Origin of the sequence: Marinobacter sp. UBA2498, assembly GCF_002341575.1 — a bacterium.
GTDB classification, from domain to species: domain Bacteria; phylum Pseudomonadota; class Gammaproteobacteria; order Pseudomonadales; family Oleiphilaceae; genus Marinobacter; species Marinobacter manganoxydans.
In genome coordinates this window covers 32,233-36,386 of sequence record NZ_DDOI01000102.1, presented here as the reverse complement: position 1 = coordinate 36,386, position 4,154 = coordinate 32,233, and the positions used below count along the sequence as shown (strand labels likewise).

Genomic DNA, 4,154 nt, shown 5'->3' with positions numbered 1-4,154 from the left:
CGGTGTCCAGGTTGTATTCCCAGGTGCCTGCCCCGGTGCCGTCAAGAATGGCATTGAGCCTGGTTTCTGCAGTCAGGTGCATGTGATCCCTCACACGAACGCCGCTTGTTCGCGGCTAGTTGTGGCCCGAATGGTAACGAGCCCAATTGAAATTATTGGCCCAGTCGAGCGCTTCTGCCAGTGGCAGAGGTGGACTGTACCGGTAGCCCTGTCCGACATCACAGCCAAGTTCGAGGAGACGTTGTTCCTGCTCGGCGGTCTCCACCCCTTCCGCCACAGTGCGCCTCTGAAAACTCTGGGACAGGCGTAAAATAGCTTCTACGATCATCGAGTTATCCTGGTTTCCTATCAGATCGCCCACAAAGGTTCGGTCGATTTTTACTTCCTGGGCCGGCAATGTCCGGAAGTAATTCAGTGACGAGTAGCCGGTTCCGAAATCGTCCAGGGAGATGCAAAGACCGGTATTGCGACAGACACTGAGATTCTTCATGACGGTAGTGGTATCGTCCAATGCCGTCGTTTCCAGGATTTCAATGATCAGCCGGTCACGCACTTCGTGAGGGCACTCGTTCAGCGTGCCTGTGATATCGTCCGGGAAGTGTTCACTCAGGAAATGGGAGGGGCTGAGGTTGATACTGAGAGTATACGGCAGCCCCAGGCTCATGAAGTCACAGATCACGCTGACCGCGCTTTCCATCACGAACAGTCCAACCTGTCTGGCGTAGTCGGTAAACTCCAGGTGCTCCAGAAAGCGCGCCGGGGAAAGGAGTCCCTCCTCCGGGTGGTTCCAGCGAATCAGTGCTTCAAAACCCTCAACCGTTCCGGTGCGGTAGTTGATCTTCGGCTGGTAGTAGAGTTCGAACTGTTTTTTCGCCAGCGCTTCGTCAACCTGTTCGAGTACACGAACTCGCTCCTTGCGATTAAAGTGAGACGCCAGATCAAACAGGCTATAGGTATCCTTTCCCGAATCTTTGGCCGCATACATGGCTTGATCGGCATGCCGAAGCAGCGTGTCCGGGTCTTCGGCGTCATCGGGATAAACGGTCACCCCCATACTGGCCGACAGTTTCATGACGGCATTCTGGTAGCTGATGGGCCGGCGGATAGCTTCCAGAATCCGGTTGTAGACTGTTGAGTCTTCGACATCCCTGAGAACAGCGACGAATTCATCGCCCCCGAGTCTGCCGATGGCATCGTGTTGCCGTATAGTGGCTTTCAGACGTTCGGAAATGATCTTCAGAACAGCGTCGCCCAATGCATGGCCGTGGTGATCGTTGATGGCTTTGAAACCGTCCAGATCAATGAAGCAGAGCGCCACCGTGCCATGGCGGAGATTAGCCTCATGGAGCTCCTGGGTGAAGATTTCCGTGAGTCTCCGGCGGTTGGGCAACCCAGTAAGGGCGTCATAATTGGCGGCTTTTTCAAGGCGTTCCTGATGCTGTTGTTTTTCGTGATGCAGGCGCTTCCGTTCAATCAGGTTCCCGAGGGTTTGTAGCAGTGGCTCCAACTCTTCGGCTAGCCTGACCTTATATCCCCCGAGGCGATTGGCCAGCCCTACGAGCCCCACCTGTTGATCGCCCGAGAAGACCGGAATGCCGATATAGGCGTCGATGTTTGGGTGCCCCTCCGGCAATCCTCCACGGCGGGGGTCGGTGGTAACATCCTTCGAGACCACAACTTCTCCCGTGGTCATCGGAAGGGCAATTAGGGTATCAAGGCGGTCGAAAACCAGCCCTCGCCTTTCCACCTGCTGGTAAAGCGCCTGTGTTTTCGGATTCCAGGCAATGTTGGTGATCGCGCCGATTTTCAGATAAGGGTCGCCGTTGGGCCGGAACAGGGTTTCACCGATGAAACCGAACTGGCTGCCTGTGAGAGACAGCATGTCATTCAGCATTTGCTCGAAGGCAGCATGCTGGTTATCACTGGTAAGAAAGACGTTCAGGGCCCTCTGGATCGACCGGTTGAGGTGGGAAACCTCGACGAACTCATGGTTTTCGATCGACAGGTAGGTTCGCTCGAGTTCGTCTTCTATCATCGTGGCCAGGTTGCGAAGGATATCGAGGTCCAATTCCCCGAAATCCCTCGGCTTATCGTCGATAATGCAGATCGTGCCGATTTTGAAACCGGTTGGCTCGCGCACCGGCATGCCGGCATAGAATCGAATATTGGGGAAGCCGGTCACAAGGGGATTTTGCGAAAAGCGTGGATCTTTCGTGGCGTCCGACACTATAAACGCCTTGTCCTGCTGGATTGCGTAATCGCAAAAAGCAACGGAGCGGGGGGTTTGGCTGGCTTCGAGGCCCTGGCGGGATTTGAACCACTGCCGTTCGCTATCAATTATCGAAAAGAGCGCGGTTTTCACGCCATAGTATTGGCGGGCAATCCGGGTGAGCCTTTCGAACCGATCTTCCGGGGGCGTATCAAGGATGCCCAGGCGCTCAAGTGCTGTGAGCCGACGCTTCTCCAGGGTACTGCTGTCCATGGTTCTGACTCACCTTGTTTGACCAGACGACTGCTGGGAAAAAAGTTCAATGGCTTCTTCAACAGGTAACGGCCTCGACAGTAGATAGCCCTGGCACAGATGACAACCCATTTCACGTAACAGTTCGAACTGCTCAACAGTTTCTACGCCCTCTGCAATAACCTGAATATTGTGAGCGACGGCGATATCAATAATGGATTTGACGATCACTGCTCCTTTTTCCGTCGAGACCTCATCCACAAAGGTTTTGTCGATTTTCAGGTCATCAATGCCGAGGTATCGCAGATAGTTCAGTGAAGAGTAACCAGTGCCGAAATCATCAATAGCGATACGGACACCCTGGGTGCGAAGCGCATCAAGGTTATGATGGGCTTCTTCCGACCGTTCCATGACCGCACCCTCGGTAATCTCGAGTTCGACGCTTTCGATCGGAATCTGCGCCTCTGCGATGCTCGCCAATACCCACTTGTGGAAATCCGCCTGTGAAAAGTGTGCTGGTGTTATGTTGATGGCGACCGGTGGGAAACCGGGAATCGTGGCTCGAGCGGTCGATATAAGTGCAAAAACCTGACTCAGAACATACCGATCCAGCTCCAGGCCCAGAGAGGATTTTTCCGCGATGGGAACAAATTCACCCGGAGAGACAAATCCCTCCTTTGGATGGTGCCAGCGAACCAAAGCCTCATAGCCGGCTATCGATCGATCAGCACACTTGTATTTTGGTTGCAGATAGACTGCCAGTTGCCGATTCTCGATGGCATCCTTCAGCCCCTGCTCTATTTCTATTTGCCGATGAAGAACCCTGTGATGTTCGGAATCAAAAACGCCGATACGCTGGTTGCGTCGCCGTGCAGACCCTTTGGCGGACTCCGCCAATTCCGGTAATACTTCAACAACCCCGGAATCCGCAGGGTACATCGCAATCCCGATGGTTGCCCTCACGTTCAACTGGTTTTCCCGAAGTTTAAAAGGCTTCGAAACGTAGTCGACAATGCGTTCAGCAATAGCCTCTGCGTCTGCACGGCTGCTGACATGCAGTGCGACAAGGAACGTATCCGCTCCTGCGCGCGCGCAATGATTGGCGCGCTGAATAGCGCGACCGATACGGTTGGCAAGCTTGATAAGAACTGCATCGCCAATCTCGTAGCCATAACGCTGATTGATAAGGCTGAAATGTTCAATATCGATGAAGAGGAGCGCCCCGGGACTGGCGCTTTTGAACCAGACCTTGCAATCTTCAACCAGTGTTTGTTTGTTGAGCAAACCAGTTAAAGGATCGTGTGTCCTGAGGTAGTGTGCCTGCTGGAGTGCCTGCTCCTGTTCAGATACGTCGATGCCAAAGCCCTGTACCTCGGCATCATCGCTTCCGGGCGCCGAGGTCCTTCGAAAGCTCCATTCGACCAGCGTTTGCGCGCCATCTTTTCCAATCATCGTCACTTTGACGGCAATCTCTTCAGACGCATCCTTATCATTGAACAGTGAGGCCAGTCGTTGACGGATATGGTGGCCCGGTTCATTGAAGAAGACCGTGATGGGGGCGCCGATAATGTCGGTGTTCTCTGTGCCCAGGGCCCTGGTAAATGAGGCATTAGCAAAGGTAATGCGGAAATCGCTGTCGAGGCGAAGGATAAACTGTTTCTGCGCCTGGACGATTTCCCGATAGCGCTCCTCT

The 4,154-nt window shown here is 53.9% G+C and carries 2 protein-coding genes; both read right to left on the bottom strand.

The genetic code is table 11. From position 1 onward, the window contains the following. Positions 1 to 115: 115 nt before the first annotated feature. Positions 116 to 2,482 carry a sensor domain-containing phosphodiesterase gene (locus B2W52_RS14390; RefSeq protein ID WP_053113418.1) on the bottom strand — a complete coding sequence of 789 codons (2,367 nt, stop codon included), beginning with the start codon at positions 2,480 to 2,482 and terminating at the stop codon, positions 116 to 118. 9 nt (positions 2,483 to 2,491) lie between these two features. Next, positions 2,492 to 4,154 (bottom strand): putative bifunctional diguanylate cyclase/phosphodiesterase (locus B2W52_RS14385; RefSeq protein WP_286803649.1); only part of this gene is annotated, 1,663 nt, incomplete at its 5' end.

What these genes read in the sequence shown, in the direction of transcription:
- B2W52_RS14390 (WP_053113418.1), bottom strand. Translation starts at nt 2,482, where the DNA reads ATGGACAGCAGTACCCTGGAGAAGCGTCGGCTCACAGCACTTGAGCGC.